The sequence below is a fragment of the uncultured Proteiniphilum sp. genome (genome assembly GCF_937873925.1).
GTDB lineage: Bacteria > Bacteroidota > Bacteroidia > Bacteroidales > Dysgonomonadaceae > Proteiniphilum.
In genome coordinates this window covers 1-14972 of record NZ_CALNAT010000133.1, presented here as the reverse complement: position 1 = coordinate 14972, position 14972 = coordinate 1, and the positions used below count along the sequence as shown (strand labels likewise).

Below are 14972 nucleotides of genomic sequence, written 5' to 3'. Positions count from 1 at the left end.
CAACGCGATCTCTCTCTCGCCTACTCACCCGGCGTGGCAGAACCCTGCTTAGAGATCGAAAAAGATCCGCAGACAGCCTACGATTACACGTCGAAAGGGAACCTGGTGGCAGTGATATCCAACGGTACCGCCGTACTGGGTCTGGGCAATATCGGAGCGATGGCCGGCAAACCGGTAATGGAAGGCAAAGGACTACTCTTCAAGATATTTGCCGGAATCGATGTATTCGATATAGAAGTGAACGAGAAAGATCCTGAAAAATTCATCGAAGTGGTGAAAGCCATTTCACCTACCTTCGGCGGTATTAACTTAGAGGATATCAAAGCGCCGGAATGTTTCGAGATTGAAGAGCGGTTGAAAAAAGAGCTGGATATCCCCATTATGCACGACGATCAGCACGGCACAGCCATTATCTCTGCCTGCGGATTGTTGAACGCACTGGAACTGAACGGCAAGAAGATAGAAGATATCCGTATCGTGGTGAACGGCGCGGGGGCTGCCGCCAACTCCTGTACCCTATTGTATATCGCGTTGGGAGCCAAACCGGAGCACATCGTGATGCTCGACTCGAAAGGGGTGATCAACACCTCGAGAACCGATCTCAACGACCGCAAAAAACCGTTTGCCACCACCCGTACTATTTCCACCCTCGAGGAGGCGGTAAAAGATGCCGATATGTTCCTTGGCCTTTCCGTGGCCGACGTGCTCACGCCCGATATGCTCCGGTCGATGAGTTCCGATCCGATCGTGTTCGCGCTGGCCAACCCGAATCCCGAAATTTCCTATGAGCTGGCCATCACATCGCGGGACGATATTATCTTCGCGACGGGACGATCGGACTATCCCAACCAGATCAACAATGTTCTGGGATTCCCCTACATCTTCCGCGGAGCGCTCGATGTACAGGCCACCTGCATTAACGAAGAGATGAAAGTAGCCACGGTCTACGCCCTGGCGGAACTGACCAAAAAAGCGGTACCCGACGTGGTGAATGCTGCATACAGCATAAAGAAACTGAGTTTCGGCAGGGATTATATCATCCCCAAACCATTAGATCCGAGATTGCTCACTACCGTGGCCCCGGCAGTGGCAAAAGCGGCGATGGAGTCGGGCGTGGCCCGCAGGCCGATCACCGACTGGGAACAATACGACCACAAGTTACGTGACCTGATGGGGTTGGATAACAAGATGATCCGCCGCCTGTTCGAGATGGCGCGCCAGCATCCCCAACGGGTGGTCTTCTCGGAGACCAACCACCTGAATATGCTCAAGGCAGCCGAAACAGCGTATGCCGAAGGTATCTGCAAACCCGTTTTGCTGGGGAATGAAGAGAAGATCGCCAAAGTGGCAAAAGAAAACCAGATCAGCCTCGAAGGGATCGAGATCGTGAACCTGCGGCACGACCGGGAAGAGGAACGGCGGTTGCACTACGCGGAGATTCTCGCCCGAAAACGGAAGCGGCAAGGTATGACATTCGACGAGGCAGCGGAAAAGATGTTCGAACGGAATTATTTCGGTATGATGATGGTAGAGACGGGCGATGCCGATGCCATGATCACGGGCGTATTCAGCAAGTACGCCGACACCACCGATATTGCCAAAGAGGTGATCGGTATCCGCGACGGGCTTAACCATATCGGCGCCATGCATATCGTCAACACAAAAAAGGGCGTGCTTTTCCTCGCTGATACTTTGTTCAACCGTCACCCCGACACCGAGGCGTTGATAGACATTGCCCGGCTGGCCAACGCCACCGTCAAGTTCTTCGCGCACGACCCGGTGATCGCTATGATCTCCTATTCCAACTTCGGCGCCGACCCCGTAGGCAGTCCCGCCAGCGTACACAAGGTAGTGGATACACTGCACGAAAGGTATCCGGAATTAGTGGTCGACGGCGAGATGCAGGTGAACTACGCGCTTAATAAAGATCTGCGCGACAAGAAATATCCGTTTACCCGCCTGCATGATAAGGAGGTGAATACCCTGGTGTTTCCCAATCTCAGCTCGGCCAATTCGGCCTACAAACTGTTGAGGGAAACCGGCACCAACGATATCATCGGCCCCATCCAGATGGGGCTGAACAAGCCGGTACATATACTGGATGTAGATACATCGGTGCGCGACATCGTGAACATGGTGGCGGTAGCGGTGATCGACGCGATCGTGGAAGAAAATATCCGGACAAATCATCTCACAAGGATCGAATAGGAGATGAGGCCGCGGTAAAGCCGTTTTTGCCGGACAAAAAAAGGAAACAAGACCGTTGAACTTACACTAAACAATATATAAATGATGGAAAAAAGAAAAAAATTCATTCTCCCGGAGGCAGAGATCCCCACCCAATGGTACAATGTAACGGCTGAAATGAAAACTAAACCTCAGCCCATGATCAACCCGCAGACTAAAGAGCCGTTGAAAGCGGAGGATCTTTATCCCTTGTTCGCCGAGGAATTGTCGCGTCAGGAGATAAACCAGACCGATGCGTGGATCGATATACCCGAAGAGGTGAGGGAAAAATACAAGATTTACCGCCCTACCCCTCTGGTGCGGGCGACCGGACTGGAGAAAGCCCTTGACACTCCGGCGCATATCTACTTCAAGAATGAAAGCGTAAGCCCCGTCGGATCGCACAAACTCAACTCGGCATTGCCCCAGGCCTACTATAATAAGATAGAAGGGATCACCAACATCACCACCGAGACCGGGGCAGGACAATGGGGCACCGCCCTGGCGTTCGCCGCCAGCGTGTTCGGATTGGAACTTGCCGTCTATATGGTGAAGATCAGCTACGAGCAGAAGCCCTACCGTCGCTCGCTGATGCAGACCTGGGGAGCACAGGTGATCGCTTCCCCGAGCATGTCCACCAAGGCGGGGCGGAAGATCATCACTGATCATCCCAACTACCAGGGAAGCCTGGGTACAGCCATCTCCGAAGCTATCGAACTGGCCATGCAGACACCTAATTGCAAATATACCCTGGGGAGTGTACTCAACCATGTGGCACTGCACCAGACCATTATCGGCCTGGAGGCGGAGAAACAGATGGCGATGGCCGACGAATACCCCGATGTGGTGATCGGCTGTTTCGGCGGCGGATCCAACTTCTCGGGCATCAGCTTCCCGTTCCTACGCCACAACATAGCCGGAAAAACCCATACGCGGTTTGTAGCGGCTGAGCCGGCGTCCTGCCCCAAGCTGACCAGAGGAGAGTTCCGGTACGATTTTGGCGACGAGACCGGCTATACACCGCTCATACCGATGTACACACTGGGACACAAATTCGCCCCGGCCAATATCCACGCCGGCGGACTCCGTTATCACGGCGCCGGCAGCATCGTAAGCCAGTTACTGAAGGAAGGTCTGATTGAAGCGGTGAGCATCAAACAGTTGGAGACCTTTGAAGCAGGCGTGCTCTTTGCCCGTACCGAAGGTATCATCCCCGCTCCCGAATCGACCCATGCCATTGCTGTGGCTGTCAGGGAAGCGCTGCAAGCCAAAGAGGAGGGAAAAGAGAAGGTGATCCTGTTCAATCTCTCGGGACACGGCCTGGTGGATATGAGCGCTTACGACCAATATCTGGCGGGGGATCTGTCCAACCATGAGGTATCCGACGAAGAGATTGAAAGGTTTCTGGCTGAATCCTAACCCCACTGAAAATAAACCCTATCGCGGATAAACAGACGAAAAAGGGTAAAAAATAACACAAATAATTTGGAAGTTTCATTTTTACCCCCTATCTTTGAAAATATAAAATGAACTATTTCGTTAAGCAATACGAACAGAAGACAAGTTTACCTGGATTATGTCGTTGCGGAAAATAGTCTAAATTTATTGAATGAGTCATTGCCGCATTGGTCGATTGGGAAACTCATCAATTACATTTTATGAACCGAGACTCGTTTTTGGTATCAATGGCGGGCCGCATCCTTCGGGATCCCGGTTTACCGGAACAGCGGATTACAAAGATGCCGGAACACTCAAATCCTGTCATAGGGAGTTTCGTCTTATTCCACCGATGCGGCTTCTTATAAAAAGCAGATTAGCAAACAGATCATCTCTAATTGCAATCTGCTTTTCATTTTATATAAGATCCGGGATTTAGCTACGCTGATTTCCAATTCAGATCTCATGATTTGACTACGTCGATTTTCAATTCAAAATTTCATCATCAAATCATTCACATTGGCACATTAGTCACATTGACACATTATTAAGATGGGTCGTACAATAAAACCATATTGGGAGCTTTTCCTTATCTTTTTTAAGATCGGCGCCTTCACTTTTGGCGGCGGATACGCCATGATTCCTCTTATCCGAAATGAGGTGGTCAACAAAAAGGGGTGGCTGGGAGATGAAGAATTTATGGATATGCTTGCCATCGCCCAGTCTATGCCCGGGCCTATTGCGTTGAATACGGCGCTGTTCGTGGGGAATAAGCGGCTCGGTTTCAAGGGGAGCCTTTTTTCAGGAGCAGGCGTCATTTTACCCTCCTTTATTGTGATCCTGCTTATTGCCATGGTGTTTACGCAGTTCAAGGATAATCCGGTAGTGGAACGCATATTCAAAGGGATCCGCCCCGCGGTGGTAGCGCTTATCGTCGCTCCCCTCCTGAGCCTGGGCAAATCGGCGGGAGTGAAATGGAAAAATCTCTGGATCCCTGTTGTGGTAGCGCTTGCGGTCTGGCAACTGCATATCTCTCCCGTCTATATTGTTCTTGCGGCTATCCTTCTGGGAATATTCTATTTAATCTACCTGAAAAAAAGAGTAAATAAATAATATGGAACTCTGGGATCTCTATCTGGCGCTGTTTGTATCGTTCTTCAAGATCGGGCTGTTCGGTTTCGGAGGGGGATATGCCATGCTGCCGCTCATACAGCACGAGATAGTGGATCACCATCAATGGATCTCGGTAAGCGACTTCACCGATATTGTAGCTATCTCGCAAACCACACCGGGGCCCATTGCCTTTAATTCGGCTACCTATATCGGCTACTCTGCCGTCACAGAGATGGGATTCGCATCGGTTTACGGAGTGATTGGCTCGGCTATCTGCACTTTCGCGGTAAGTATTCCCTCTCTCATTCTGATGACGATCGTCACTGCTTTTTTCTTCCGGCTCAAGGACAACTTATGGATACAGTCGGCTCTCTCAGTATTGAAACCGGCCATTATCGGGTTGATCGCCTCTGCTGCGCTTATGCTGATAACCCCCTATAATTTTATCGATTATAAAAGCTGGATCATTTTCGGAGCGGTATTAGTAGCATCCCTCAGGAAAGCAGATCCGATCCTGCTAATCTTCCTCTCCGGCGTGATTGGTCTCCTCCTCTACTGATTTCTTCAATATATTTAATTCTTCTTTCGGTAACGTTGGTCACTTCATTTCATTTGGCTCTTCCGTCTTTAATTCCTTTGATCCATTGGGGGCTTCTTTTGATATCCCTGTCCCCTCCGACTCCTTCCATGCTTTCCGTTTACGCCTGCTTCTTCGGCCGCCGAGGATAAGTTGCACCAGCAAAAACACGAGCAACACCGCCATCAGGATCCAAAACCATATTTCGGTATAAAACGGATCGTTGCTGTAGTCAATATTGATATCCAGACTGACAGCGGCCATCTCTTCTGCGGCTGCGCCCGACAAGGGGATCCATCCCAACATCCACACTCCTGCTATTCTCCGGAACAGCATTTTTCGTCCCATTCGATTTATTTTTCCCATACTGTTTTCTGATAGGCGAGCCGCTCTGTTCCATTGGATACATAAATAATGCCGCAGTACGTAAACCCGAGTTTTTCCAATATCCGTTGCATCGTCCGGTTATCCCGATGCGTATCCACCCGGATATTTCGGCACCGGGTGAAACACCACCGAAAGCAGGCTTCCGCCACTCCCTTCTCTTTTCCCGCCGATGCGATACGGTGTACCGTACCATAGAGATCACGGTTAAGCCACTCCCCTTCGTAGATCTTCTCATAAGTAGGATCATCGCCGATGATAAAACAGAAAGTACCCACCGGTTCTCCATCCTGATTTTCACAAACGAAACTATGCCCTGCATCAATCTCAGAGATGATATACGTTGCCGAGGGATATCCGTCTATCCATTGCGAAGCATTTCCGGTGCGGTACATAAAATCACGTGCGATGGCGTATATCTCCATCACCTTCGGCAAGTCGCCATGGGTTGTGGGTCGTATCCGGGTGATCATTGCAGTTATTTATAGTACCGGTGGTAGCTCTTTATCTTTATGACTTTTTAGTTGTTGTCTTTTTAGCGGATGTTTTTTTCGCCGCTGTCTTCTTGGTTGTCGATTTTCCCGTCGCCGTCTTCTTTGCACTGGTTTTCGTCGTGGTTGCTTTCGCGGTGCTCTTTTCCGATTTAGGCTCTTTCCCCTTATCGGTATCGGCAATGATCCGCCTGCAATCTTCCAGCGACAACTCTTCGGGTTTCTGACCCTTGGGGATCTTGTAATTCGACTTTTTGCAGGCGATATAGGGGCCAAAACGACCGTTCAGTATTTGCAGGTCCGGCTCCTCTTCAAAGGATGTGATGATCTTCTCCCTGTCCTTTTGTTCCTTCGCTTCGATCAATGTGATGGCCTCGTCGAGTTGGATTTCCAGCGGATCCACTCCTTTAGGCAGAGAAACGAATTTATTGTTGTGCCGTATATAGGGGCCGAATCGTCCTACGCCTATTACCACCTCTTTCTCCCTGAACTCGCCGAGTGTCCGGGGTAATTCGAACAGTTTCAGGGTTTCTTCGAGGGTGATGGTCTCGAGGGACTGTGACTTCTGCAACGAAGCAAAAAGCGGCTTCTCCTCTTCCTCCTGGGTTCCGATCTGCGCCATAGCGCCATAACGCCCGATCTTCACCGACACCTGGCGTCCTGTCTTGGGATCTGTTCCCAGCACCCGCTCACCCGCTTTATGTTCGGTACGCATTTGTGCCGTCTCCTCCACAATAGGGTGAAACATTTTATAGAAATCAGCAATCGATTTATTCCACTGCGCCTTTCCTTCAGCGATCTTATCGAAATCTTTCTCCACGTTGGCCGTGAAGTTGTAATCGATCACCGATGGGAAGTACTCCACCAGAAAATCATTCACCACCATGCCGATATCGGTCGGGATTAATTTATTCTTATCGGCCCCGGCAATCTCTTTCTTATCGCTGTCTTTGATGATCCCCTTTTTAAGAGTAAGGATATTATAGACTCTTTCCTCGCCTTCTACGTTCCCTTTTTCCACATACTCCCGGTTGATGATGGTAGAAATGGTCGGTGCGTAGGTAGAAGGACGTCCGATCCCCAGTTCTTCCATCTTCCTCACTAACGCCGCTTCGGTGTATCTTGGGGGGCGCTGTGTGAAACGTTCCGTGGCGTTGGTCTCCAGCATAGTGAGTTGTTCGCCCTCTTTCATGGGAGGCAGCATTCCTTCTTCATTTTCTCCGTTCTCCTCGTCGGTTCCCTCCAGATAGACCCGCAGGAAACCATCGAATTTAATCACCTCCCCATTGGCCACAAACTTGCCGTCGCTATTGGAAATAGAGATATCGGCAGTAGTGCGTTCCAGTTCGGCATCAGCCATCTGCGAAGCGATGGTACGCTTCCAGATCAGTTCATAGAGCCGCTTTTCCTGGGCAGTCCCATCGACCTCATGCGTACTTATATAAGTAGGCCGGATAGCTTCGTGCGCCTCCTGCGCTCCCTTTGATTGGGTCGCGTATTGCCGGCTCTTGATGTATTTCTCTCCGTATTGCTCGTTGATCTCCGTCTTAGCGGTTCCGATCGCCAATGCGGACAGGTGTACCGAGTCGGTACGCATATAGGTAATCTTTCCCGATTCATAAAGCCGTTGCGCCACCATCATGGTCTGCCCCACCGAGAAGCCCAGCTTACGCGATGCTTCCTGTTGCAGGGTAGAGGTAGTGAAAGGGGGTGCGGGTGACTTCTTCGCAGGGCGCACGTGAACATCCCCCACGGTGAAGGTCGATGTTTTGAGTTTTTCCAGCAGTGCCAGTGCCTCGGCTTTGGTCTTTAACCGCTTGTTATATTCGGCTTTGATCTCATACTGATGCCCGTTTTCTTGTTTCGTGAAATGGGCCATGATCCGGTAGGCCGCTTCCGATCGGAAATTCTGTATCTCCCGTTCCCGTTCCACGATAAGGCGTACTGCCACCGACTGTACGCGTCCGGCGGAAAGGGCGGGCTTTATTTTTCTCCACAACACGGGCGAGAGTTCAAACCCCACAATACGGTCGAGCACCCTCCGCGCCTGTTGCGCATCCACCAGGTTCTGGTCGATCTTGCGGGGATTCCTGATGGCTTCCTGAATAGCATCCCTGGTGATCTCGTGAAACACAATACGTTTGGTCTTATCCTCTTTCAGATCCAGCGCATCGAAGAGATGCCATGAGATGGCCTCCCCCTCGCGGTCCTCATCGGAAGCGAGCCAAACCGTTTCCGCTTCTTTCGCCGCCGTCTTTAATTCTGAAACAACCTTTTTTTTATCGGAAGGGATTTCGTAGATCGGCATAAAACCGTTCTCAATATCAATACTAAAATCTTTTTTCTTCAGGTCGCGAATATGTCCGTAGCTGGACATGACATGAAAATCCTTTCCGAGAAACCTCTCAATTGTCTTTGCTTTCGCAGGGGACTCAACGATAACCAGGTTTTTATCCATTCAAATGTTCTTTCTTTTTACTTATGTGGAATGCTTTTGCTAAGGGCAGACCTTTTTTTCGGATTTTTCCCGCAATAATATAGTCAGGCGAAAAAACGAAAAAGTGCACAATTTGGGTGCAAAAGTAGCTAATTTTGTGTAAGGAACTACACTTTTTTATGAAATTCCTTATTTATTAGGGTGTTTTTATGTTTAAAACGGGGTCTTTTTTTAATATCTCTAGGGAGCTCGCGGACAGGAGTAAATAAGAGTATCCGTAAACTTCCGGGCGGAATCCGGCGAACACAGGACAAACACAAAAACCTCTTCTTAACAAAAATCCGGGACGTGACGAGTTGTTTACGAATGAACAACGTTAATCCCGTGGATGGATGTCAGTATATCCGTGAGTTGCGGAGCCAATGAACGGCGTATTTCCAGGCCCATCCGGCAGCTGTCGGTAAAATCCTGCGTCCATCGCACGCCGTCAAATTGTTTTAACACACGCATCACCTCATTGAGCAAGGTATAATCGAAGGTTATTTCAACGGTATCATTCACCGTCCTTTCCACGATCTCAGCGTGGACAATAGCGTCGGCGGCGGCCTCTTTGTATGCTTTGATCAACCCGCCCGTACCCAGGAGCGTGCCGCCGAAATAGCGTACCACGGTGATCAGCACATCAGTCAGCCCTGCAGAGTTGATCTGTCCCAGAATAGGCTTTCCGGCCGTTCCCGAGGGCTCCCCATCATCATTGGAACGGAACTCGCTCCTCTCCCATCCCAGCAGATAAGCCCAGCAGACATGGCGGGCATCGTAATATTTCTTACGCTGTCCCTCCACTATCTCTTTCACCTCATCGGAGCTCTTTACCGGAAAGATATGGGAGATAAATTTACTCTTCTTTTCATTGATATACCCTTCGGCAGGCCGGATCACGGTCTTATAGGTGTCGTCCATACCGCAAAAATAGTAAAAAGTAGGAGAAACGGACATGGGGTGTAGAAAATATTTCTCCTTCCGGCTAACGAAATTAACCGGGAAGAGATATTTTCACCTCCGCTCTCAGGTTACTTCTTTGACTGTTTCCGCTGTTTTGAGGAGGATTTTTTATCAGATTGTTCCGGAGAGTCTTTTTTATCGGGCTGTTTCGGCGCCTTATATCCGGCCTGATGGGCTTCAGAGATACCTATGGCGACAGCCTGATCCCTGTCGGTTACTTTCTTGCCGGCCGAAGTTTTCAGCTTTCCCTTTTTAAATTCACCCATGACTTCGCCGATCTTTTCCTGTGCTTTTTTCGAGTATTTAGCCATTTTGAGCTCCTTTCTCTTTTATAATAAACTACAATACAGGTATATAAACATATCCACACAGAAAAAAGTTTCTCCGGAAGTATCTTCTTTATCGATATTTATACGCAAATAACTCTCTTTAACAGCTTCCTCAAAATTTACCCGCCAAACCGGTAATTGAACCGGTATGACGGGTAAAGATAAGTATAGGGAAGATACTATAACCTGTTAGAAATGCCTTCTTCCTAACACTTGGATGCGCCGCAGTTGCGGCATTTAAGGCATCCTTCCTGATAGACCAGGGTCTCTTGCCCACAGACGGGACATTTCTGTCCCTTGGCTTCGGTCTCGTTGGGCAGATATTTTTTCAGCGCCCGCTCCACACCGTTCTTCCAGGTATTGATGGTCTCATTGTCGAGTTCCAGTCCCGATACCAGCTTGATCACCTGATCGATAGGCATCCCGTAACGCAACACGCCCGAAATAAGCTTCGCGTAGTTCCAGAATTCAGGATTGAACTTTCCGTCCAGCCCTTCGATGGTTACCTTGTAACCGCGTCTGTTCTGGAACTGGAAGTCGTAATGCTTCCGGCCGTCGCTGTCGTACGCCTTGATAATCTTCCCGGTAGTGACCGTTTTAGGCAACATGATACCATCGTCTTCGTCATTGATCCCGGTGAAAATCTCATACGGCCTGCCATTATGCAATCCGATAAAAGCGATCCATTTCTCCTTATTATTCTGGAACTTGATCACATCGGCTTCCAACTCAACGGGACGGGAAGTGACGATCGCCGGCAGTTCATAACAATCATCATTTTTTTCGTCCTCTTTCGTGTCGCCGTTACCATTGGAAATAAGTACGCCCGCCCGGGATCCGTCGCGATATACCGTACAACCTTTACAGCCGCTCTTCCATGCTTCCATATATAACTCGCCCACTAACTCTTCCGAGACATCATTCGGCAGGTTGATGGTCACGCTGATAGAGTGATCTACCCATTTCTGCACCCTTCCCTGCATCTTTACCTTTTTCAGCCAGTCCACATCGTTGGAGGTAGCTTTATAATAGGATGATTTGGCCACCATCTCCTCGATCTCGTCGTGGGTATAGCGTTTGATAGTGGAGTAGCCATTCGCTTCCATCCAGGTAACGAATTTATGATGGAATACCACGTATTCTTCCCACGAATCGCCATTCTCATCCACAAAGTCGATCTTCACATCCTTGTCGTTGGGGTTCACTTTGCGGCGACGGGTATAAACAGGCAGGAAGACCGGCTCGATCCCCGAAGTGGTCTGCGACATCAGGCTGGTCGTTCCGGTGGGGGCGATGGTAAGAAGGGCTATATTGCGCCTGCCGTATTTTACCATATCTTTATAAAGCTGAGGATCAGCTTCTTTCAGGCGATTTATAAAGGGATTGTTTTTCTCTCTTTCTATATCGAAGATCTCAAATGCACCCCGTTCTTTTGCCATCTCCACGGAGGAAGCATAGGCATTAAGCGCCACAGTACGGTGTACTTTTTCCGAGAAATCGTTGCCTTCGTCCGTTCCGTAACGGATGCCCAGGGCAGCCAGCATATCTCCCTCGGCGGTGATCCCCACGCCGGTACGACGCCCCTGCAGGGTTTTAAGCTGTATCTTCTTCCAGAGATTGCGCTCCGACGATTTCACCTCCTCCAACTCGGGGTCGGCTTCTATTTTTTCGAGGATCATGTCGATCTTCTCCGATTCCAGATCCACGATATCGTCCATGATACGTTGCGCCAGCCGTACATGCTTGCCAAACAATTCGAAATCGAAATAGGCATCTTCCTTGAACGGGTTCACCACATAAGAATAAAGGTTGATGGCCAACAGGCGGCAACTGTCGTAAGGACACAACGGAATTTCGCCGCACGGATTGGTCGATACGGTCTTGAAACCCAGATCGGCATAACAGTCAGGAATCGATTCACGTATAATGGTATCCCAGAACAGGACGCCGGGTTCGGCCGATTGCCAGGCATTGTGGACGATTTTTTTCCACAGTTTCTGCGCATCGATGGTCTTTTTATATTTCGGCTCATTTGACCCGATGGGAAACTGTTGAACATACAGTTTTCCTCCGGATGCAGCTTCCATAAATCCATCATCGATCTTTACCGAGATATTGGCCCCGGTCACTTTCCCCTGCTCCAGCTTGGCATCAATAAAATCTTCCGAATCGGGATGCTTGATGGATACGCTCAGCATCAGGGCTCCACGACGGCCATCCTGCGCTACTTCGCGCGTGGAGTTAGAATAACGTTCCATAAAGGGAACCAGTCCGGTGGAGGTGAGTGCCGAGTTCTTTACTGGCGACCCTTTCGGCCGTATATGCGAAAGGTCGTGCCCTACCCCTCCGCGGCGCTTCATGAGTTGCACCTGCTCTTCGTCGATACGGATAATCGCGCCGTAGGAATCGGCATCTCCGTCCATCCCTATCACAAAGCAGTTCGACAGCGATGCTACCTGGTAATCGTTCCCTATACCGGTCATAGGGCTTCCCTGGGGAATGATGTAGCGGAACCGGTCGAACAGATCGAACAGTTCTTTTTCGCTCAACGGGTTGGTATATTTCTTTTCGATCCGGGCAACCTCTTTGGCCAATCGCCAGTGCATATCTTCGGGTGTCTTTTCATAGATATCACCCTGACTGTCTTTGAGGGCATACTTGCTTACCCATACTTTGGCTGCCAGTTCATCGCCCTGGAAATACCCTAACGAGGCTTTATAGGCTTCGTCGAAAGTGTATGTCTTCTTTTTCATCAGGAAAAAATTAATAATAAATAAATCTCTACAATGCTACTTCTTCTCCAAATAGACCATTCAATTTTTCAAAGTAAGGCTTTTTAGCTTTTGCAAGTTTATAGAAAGTTTCCAAGAGTGCAAAATATTTATCGATTTTTTTATCAACAATAACATAAAGTTTTCCAGAAAAATTTTCATATTACTGATAATAAGAACATTAATTTTCAATAAGGGAGAAAAAGTTTTCCAATTGGTACAACTTCACTGAAATTCAAACAGATAAAATAAGCAAGAGGAAGAGATCCCAAAAAACAGACAAAATTTAAATAAAAAATCACCCAACAGGCAGAGCCCGCTGAGTGATAAACCGGCCGGAAGGTTAGTGAAAACGTCCGGCCTTCACAGTAATGTTATAAAAACGACCGGTTGGCGCTGATAAAATCCCGGCTGTGACAAGATTATAAAAATCTATTTGTCAAAATTTTTTACCGCGCCCATAAAGAGAATGGCGCCGGTGGAATTTTCCTGAATAAGATAGAGGAAGGGACGATTGGCGTTAAATACCACTTTATCCGGTTTCATGGGAAATGAGGTTAGCTCCATACCTATAGTAGTAACGGCCGCAGCCTCGGTACCCGATTCATCCGTAGTTATATATGTATCCTGTTTCACAAAGCTGATTTTTGCGGGTGCATCGCTCATCCGCGAAAAATCGGCCGCCTTTGTAAAAGCGATCTCCATACCCATCTTTGTCAGCACTTCATTCAACTCTTTACTGTATTCGGTTTTGAATTTAGGCAGGGAGAGATCGACCTCAGCCTCACGTAGAGCAGACTTTAACCCTCCCCAGTACCCTTGCTGACGGGTTGCCGTTACCACATCCTGCAATTTTTTCCCCTCTGCAGGCAGCAGTACCATCATACTGAAGGCCTGGTTCCCGTAGGGAAGTTGCACCAGTTGCAGGTTACCGTCTTCGGTGTAGTTGAATTTTGCCGTTTGCTTCATCATCTCCACATTTTTCCGGGTACCGCTTTCATAGGTAAATGGTCTTTCGGAAGTGTTCTTCTTATCAAATTCGGAAGTCCAGATACCTTTAAAGTAGATGGCATTGAGCAGGTACATCAGATCTTCGGGCTTGGTATTATCTATCACCTTTTTTATCAATCCGTTGGTATTATCCGAAGCCCAGTTGTTGATGATATCCACGGTGGCGGCCCGGGTGAAATCAACCGATTGCACCGTTGCGTCATAAAATGACCGGTTGGCACTGATAAAATCGGGCTTAATCGTAATGAACTGATTGGTGAAAACAGCATTGGCGATCGATAATTTAGTGGAGGGATCTGTTTTCAATAATGCCTCTTTCAGTTTTTTATAATAACCGTTGAGTTCATCATCGGGGAAATCATCCATCTTCAGCGTCCGCTGCATTGCCGTCTTTGTTTCGCCGGCAGCGCCGTTCCAGGTCATGGCCAGGGCCATGCTCAGGCTCAGCGGAGAGACCATGAAATTGTTGTCTTCTTGGAGGGATTCTTCGACAAACACATTCTCAAAAAACTCAAACGCGAAGGACTGGTCTGCACGCACCATTTCCTGTTCGGACGAACGCAGGTCTATCCGGATGGGATCAGGCAAATCCCCGGTCCGGACATCACCGCCGTTTTTATCACAAGACACTGACAGAAAAAGGCTGGCTACAATTACCATTGTAAATGAATAGATTTTCGATTGCATAAACGTTCTATTTTATCAGATTCAACATTTTTTAATTCTATACTTATTAGATGTATTTCAACGGTCAATTGTTGCGGATATACCATTAAAAAAAGTTATAATGAACTTGCGGCTTTTGAAATATTCCCCAAGCGACCGGTTTTCCGCATCATTTTATCCGCTGTAACTTCAAATGACAAAATTAATGAGTATTTTTGCGGACTGATTGATTAAGTTAGTGTATCACCTTTAAAGAGTGTTTGTTGGAATGAGAAAATGGCGTATTGAAGATTCGGAAGAGTTGTACAACATCAACGGATGGGGGAACGGTTATTTCTCCATCAACGAAAAAGGACACGTGCAGGTGACCCCGCGCAAGCAGGCAGGTTCCAGCGTAGATCTGAGCGAGTTGATGCGCGAATTGTACCTGCGCGATGTTTCATCGCCCGTATTGATACGATTCCCGGAGATATTGGACAACCGTATCGAAAAGATATCCCAAAGCTTCGCCATTGCGTCGAAAGAGTA

11 protein-coding genes and 1 pseudogene are annotated in these 14972 nt (G+C 48.5%); 5 read left to right on the top strand and 7 right to left on the bottom strand.

The features are described 5' to 3' along the window. The 4 genes from Q0502_RS08630 to Q0502_RS08615 form a co-directional block, all read left to right on the top strand. Positions 1–2208, top strand: a 2208-nt coding sequence (locus Q0502_RS08630; protein ID WP_298649667.1) for an NADP-dependent malic enzyme, incomplete at its 5' end; no start/stop codon positions are given. Between the two features lie 81 nt (positions 2209–2289). Then, the gene (locus tag Q0502_RS08625; protein ID WP_298649666.1) at positions 2290–3645 is read left to right on the top strand and encodes a TrpB-like pyridoxal phosphate-dependent enzyme; all 1356 of its coding nucleotides are present in this window, start codon (positions 2290–2292) and stop codon (positions 3643–3645) included. Positions 3646–4227: 582 nt separating this feature from the next. Then, the gene (locus Q0502_RS08620; protein ID WP_298649670.1) at positions 4228–4776 is read left to right on the top strand and encodes a chromate transporter; all 549 of its coding nucleotides are present in this window, start codon (positions 4228–4230) and stop codon (positions 4774–4776) included. Between the two features lies 1 nt (position 4777). Continuing rightward, positions 4778–5335, top strand: coding sequence for a chromate transporter (locus Q0502_RS08615; RefSeq protein ID WP_298649664.1), 558 nt, complete (start codon positions 4778–4780; stop codon positions 5333–5335). 39 nt (positions 5336–5374) lie between these two features. On the opposite strand, the gene Q0502_RS08610 is transcribed toward Q0502_RS08615, so the two are convergent. The 7 genes from Q0502_RS08610 to Q0502_RS08580 all read right to left on the bottom strand — a co-directional run bounded on the left by Q0502_RS08610 (position 5375) and on the right by Q0502_RS08580 (position 14465). Beyond that, positions 5375–5719 carry a hypothetical protein gene (locus tag Q0502_RS08610; RefSeq protein ID WP_298649663.1) on the bottom strand — a complete coding sequence of 115 codons (345 nt, stop codon included), beginning with the start codon at positions 5717–5719 and terminating at the stop codon, positions 5375–5377. Then, positions 5707–6210 (bottom strand): GNAT family N-acetyltransferase, encoded by a 504-nt coding sequence (locus Q0502_RS08605; protein ID WP_298649661.1) that lies wholly within the window; start codon positions 6208–6210, stop codon positions 5707–5709. Before Q0502_RS08605 ends, Q0502_RS08610 begins: the two co-directional genes overlap by 13 nt. 37 nt (positions 6211–6247) lie before the next feature. Next, complete coding sequence (topA, locus tag Q0502_RS08600; RefSeq protein ID WP_298649659.1) at positions 6248–8686, bottom strand: type I DNA topoisomerase; 2439 nt, start codon at positions 8684–8686, stop codon at positions 6248–6250. A gap of 339 nt (positions 8687–9025) precedes the next feature. Further along, positions 9026–9625 (bottom strand): YigZ family protein, encoded by a 600-nt coding sequence (locus Q0502_RS08595; protein ID WP_298649668.1) that lies wholly within the window; start codon positions 9623–9625, stop codon positions 9026–9028. A 110-nt stretch (positions 9626–9735) separates the two neighbouring features. Further along, complete coding sequence (locus Q0502_RS08590; RefSeq protein WP_298649657.1) at positions 9736–9978, bottom strand: DUF6496 domain-containing protein; 243 nt, start codon at positions 9976–9978, stop codon at positions 9736–9738. A 224-nt stretch (positions 9979–10202) separates the two neighbouring features. Next, positions 10203–12749, bottom strand: coding sequence for an adenosylcobalamin-dependent ribonucleoside-diphosphate reductase (locus Q0502_RS08585; protein WP_298649655.1), 2547 nt, complete (start codon positions 12747–12749; stop codon positions 10203–10205). 450 nt (positions 12750–13199) lie between these two features. Next, positions 13200–14465, bottom strand: coding sequence for a serpin family protein (locus Q0502_RS08580; RefSeq protein WP_298649653.1), 1266 nt, complete (start codon positions 14463–14465; stop codon positions 13200–13202). A 247-nt stretch (positions 14466–14712) separates the two neighbouring features. Here Q0502_RS08580 and Q0502_RS08575 point away from each other — a divergent pair. Further along, positions 14713–14972 (top strand): annotated as a pseudogene (locus Q0502_RS08575) (arginine decarboxylase); the annotation flags it as partial.

Coding starts and splice junctions, on each gene's coding strand:
- Q0502_RS08625 (WP_298649666.1), top strand. CDS start 2,290: ATGATGGAAAAAAGAAAAAAATTCATTCTCCCGGAGGCAGAGATCCCC.
- Q0502_RS08615 (WP_298649664.1), top strand. CDS start 4,778: ATGGAACTCTGGGATCTCTATCTGGCGCTGTTTGTATCGTTCTTCAAG.
- Q0502_RS08610 (WP_298649663.1), bottom strand. CDS start 5,719: ATGGGAAAAATAAATCGAATGGGACGAAAAATGCTGTTCCGGAGAATA.
- Q0502_RS08605 (WP_298649661.1), bottom strand. CDS start 6,210: ATGATCACCCGGATACGACCCACAACCCATGGCGACTTGCCGAAGGTG.
- topA (WP_298649659.1), bottom strand. CDS start 8,686: ATGGATAAAAACCTGGTTATCGTTGAGTCCCCTGCGAAAGCAAAGACA.
- Q0502_RS08595 (WP_298649668.1), bottom strand. CDS start 9,625: ATGGACGACACCTATAAGACCGTGATCCGGCCTGCCGAAGGGTATATC.
- Q0502_RS08590 (WP_298649657.1), bottom strand. CDS start 9,978: ATGGCTAAATACTCGAAAAAAGCACAGGAAAAGATCGGCGAAGTCATG.
- Q0502_RS08585 (WP_298649655.1), bottom strand. CDS start 12,749: ATGAAAAAGAAGACATACACTTTCGACGAAGCCTATAAAGCCTCGTTA.
- Q0502_RS08580 (WP_298649653.1), bottom strand. CDS start 14,465: ATGCAATCGAAAATCTATTCATTTACAATGGTAATTGTAGCCAGCCTT.